Consider the following 3467-nt stretch of genomic DNA (forward strand, 5'->3'; position numbering starts at 1 on the left):
GGTGTGGCCGGCCGCCCGCCCGGCGCCGATCCGGCCGCTGGCCCAGGCGCAGGCGCTGGCCCGGCTGAGCCCGGACAGCGAGGTCGCGGTGCGCGGCGGCCTGCGCTGGCAGCTCACCCCGGCCGCCGACGGACGGGTCACGCTGCGCGTGCCCGACCGCACGCTCACCCTGCCCGGCACCTGCGAGGCCGCGCTGCGCGCACTGCTCACCGGCGAGGTGACAAGGGTCGGCGACCTGCCCGGCCTCGACGACGACGCCGACCGCCTGGTGCTGGCCCGCCGCCTCCTCAAGGAGGCAGTCCTGACCCCCGCCTGATCCCGGCGATCATGAGGTTGACCGGCGGCGCGACGGCGTGTCGCGCCGCCAACCTCATGATCGACGGCTTGGGAGCCGGCGGCGGAGGGCGGCGGTCAGCGGGTGTAGGTCACCGTCAGCAGGAGCAGCGTCGTGACCAGGCCGGAAGCGGCCACCAGGATCATCGGGCGGGGGGTCAGCACCGCGTGGCGGCGGTCGGCCAGCAGCCGCGCCGGCGCCAGCCCGATCACCGGGCCGAGCAGCGTCACCACCAGCGCCAGCACCGGCAGGCCCACCGCCAGATCGCCGCTGGAACCGGCCGCGAGGGCCCGCGCGCCCACCCCAAGCGCGTACGCCACCAGCGCCCCGCCGATCCCGCACGCGACGAGCAGCGGGTTCACCGAACCGGGCAGCTCGCCCGGCGAGCCGGTGCGGTCCAGCAGCTCCCGGACCGCCCGCAGCAGCGGCACCGGGTCACCGGCCGCGCCGCGTACCGGGCCGGGCGGGTCGCCCAGCCGCCGCGCGCTCCCGCCGAGCCGGGCCCGCAACTGCGTCCACAGGTGCGTGACCTCGCCGTCGACGCGTTCCACGAGCAGGGACGCCTCGGCCACCTCCGCTTCGGCCTGCCGCACCTGCTCGGCGGCCTCCGCGACCGCCCGGTCGGCCGCGGCCACCTGCTGGTCGTACCAGGTGTGCGCCTCGGCCCGCTGGGCGGCCACCCGGGCGGTCAGCTCGGCGAGCCGGCGGATCTGCGCGCTGTACGTCTCACTGGCAACCGGTTCGTTCATCGGGAGGGACCATAAGGGATGATCACCTGTCCGGTGCGGTGCACCGCCCGGTCGAAGTAGAGACCGCGCCACGGCCGGGGATACCAGTCCGGCCCGCCGCTGCCCGGATACAGCGAGGAGCCCAGCTCACCGCCCTGCACGTCCAGCGCCACCCAGGCGCCGATCTGATCCGTGCGCGCGCCCGCGCCGCCCAGGTCCACCCGCATCCGGGCCACGCCACGCCACCACGCCAGCACGTGCGTACGCCGTTCCGGCCCGTCGTGCAGGATCCGGCGCAACTGCTCCAGCCCGGTGCGCGTACCGGCCTTGCCGGCCAGCGCCGCGGCGGCCGCGTCCACCGCGTACAGCAGCAGGAAGTGCGGGGTACGCGCCGCACCCGGCGCGCCGAGTCCGTCACCCACCTCGGCCATCAGCTCCGGCACCGTCTCCTCGTCGTACCAGGAGGCGTCGCCTTCCAGGTCCTCGTACAGGGCGCGGGCGGCCGGGTCGGCGTCCGGATCCAGGCAGGCGATGGAGAACCGGGCGGTGCCGGGCCGGTACTGCCGCGCCAGCGACCGGGCGGCGGCGTCGAGCACCGCGCACGCCTCGTCCACCCGGGTGCCCAGCACCGCCAGGTTGCGGCCCGGCGCGCGGGGCAGCCGCAGCGCCGCCGAGCGGGACTGCACGTCGATGATCTCGCCGAGCAGCGCCACCGGGCTGCGCGGCACGCCCTGCTCCGGCGCGGTGAGCGCCCGGAAGTCCGGCGCGTCGGCCAGCTTCGGGATCGCGTCGCCGTCGAACAGCCGGGCCGGCGCGGCGTCCTGCGGGCGCATCCGCCACAGCCGGTGCTGAAGCTCGCTCCACGTCTCCCAGTCGCTCGCCGACGGGATCCGGGCCACCTCGTTCCCCTCGGCCAGGCCCGACTCGGCGTTGACGACCGCGTGGTGACGGGGCAGCGACTGCGCCGCGTCGTTGCGTTCGGCCAGGATGCGCAGCGCCTTCGGTAGCGCGATCCGCAGCGTGAACTGGGCGACCAGCGCCGGCCGTCCCCACAGCGCCTCGATGCCGCGGACGTCCTGCGAGGCGAGCACCAGGTGGATGCCCTGCGACCGGCCCCGCCGGGCCAGGTCCTCCAGCAGGTCGGCGGCCTCCCGGGCGACCACGTCCCGCCCGGCGAGCAGCGCCTGGAACTCGTCGACCACCGCCACGATGCGCGGCCAGTGCCCGTCCGGGTCCACCGCGCGCAGCTCGGCCAGCTTGGTGACCTCGTGCTTCTTCGCCGCGTCGGCGCGACGGCGCAGCTCCTCGGCGAGGAAGCGCAGCAGCGCCAGACCGAACTCCCGGTCGGTGTTGACGTTGATACCGACCAGCCGCATGTGCGGCAGCCAGCTCGGGTCGCGCCGGCCCTGCGCGAACCGGGCGAAGGACACGCCCTCCTTGAAGTCCAGCAGGTAGAACTCCAGCTCGGCGGGGGAGTACCGGGCGGCGAGGGCGCCGATCCAGGCGAAGATCAGGTTCGTCTTGCCGGTGCCGGACGGGCCGCCGATCAGCGCGTGCGGCGGGTAGTCGCCGAGCGTGAGCAGCACCTGCCGCCCGTGCGGGCCCTCGCCGATCGGCGCGCTGAGGCCGTGCGCGGAGTTCTCCCGCCAGTACTCGTCCGGCGGCGGGAGCAGGTCGGTGAAGGGCGTCGGCGGCGGGCCGGCGGCCACCCGGGAGGCGACGGTACGGCACGTCTCGGTGACCAGGGCGGGCGGCGGCGGCGCGTCGAGCACCACCGGCAGCCCGGCCACCCGGGCGTCGTCCGGCTCCACGGTGATCCGGGTGACTGTCGGGTCGTCTGGTAGCTCGATGCCGCGGACCACGAGGTGCACGCCGCAGGCCGCGCCGGTCCGCACCACCCGGTCGAGCTGGCCGCGTTCGTGCCGGGACAGCTCGTCGCCGCCGAGCAGCACCGCCACCCGCCACGGCTCCGGGCGGCGTCCGGTGGCGGCGGCCAGCTCGCGCAGCGAGCCGTACTCACCGGCGAGCACGGTGGCGTTGATCCGGCGGATCTGTTCCACCAGGTCGTCCAGCAGCCGGCCCAACCCGCCCGGCCCGACGAACGTGAGCAGCCCGGCCGTGCCCAGCGGCGCGAACCCGGCCAGCCCGCCGCCCAGGTGCTCCGGGTCGTACCCGTAGAGCCGCACCGCGCCCGGGTCGGCCCGCCCGACCGAGCGCAGCAGCAGTGCCGGTACCACGGTGGCCAGCCCGGCACGGTCGCCGCCGGCCAGGTGCGCGTGCCCGGCATCGAGCAGCGGGACGAGCGCCGGCACCGGCTCGGCGCCGTCGAGGCGTACCGTGCCGACGCGCAGGGCACCCGGCGGCTCGGACCGGCCGGCGGGCGTGGCCTGCCAGCGGTCCCACGG

Annotated in this window: 2 protein-coding genes and 1 pseudogene; 1 reads left to right on the forward strand and 2 read right to left on the reverse strand. The window is 76.5% G+C overall.

From position 1 onward, the window contains the following. Window positions 1-316, forward strand: a pseudogene (locus tag AC2CHG_RS30670) (cupin); the annotation flags it as partial. A gap of 95 nt (window positions 317-411) precedes the next feature. Here the strand turns inward: AC2CHG_RS30670 and AC2CHG_RS30675 are convergent. Beyond that, window positions 412-1083, reverse strand: coding sequence for a hypothetical protein (locus AC2CHG_RS30675; RefSeq protein WP_194801622.1), 672 nt, complete (start codon window positions 1081-1083; stop codon window positions 412-414). Continuing rightward, a partial coding sequence (locus tag AC2CHG_RS30680) for an FtsK/SpoIIIE domain-containing protein (RefSeq protein ID WP_484526129.1) occupies window positions 1080-3467 on the reverse strand: 2388 nt, incomplete at its 5' end. The genes AC2CHG_RS30675 and AC2CHG_RS30680, both read right to left, overlap by 4 nt.

Source organism: Micromonospora sp. ATLC20 (assembly GCF_057196585.1).

What these genes read in the sequence shown, in the direction of transcription:
- AC2CHG_RS30675 (WP_194801622.1), bottom strand. Translation starts at nt 1,083, where the DNA reads ATGAACGAACCGGTTGCCAGTGAGACGTACAGCGCGCAGATCCGCCGG.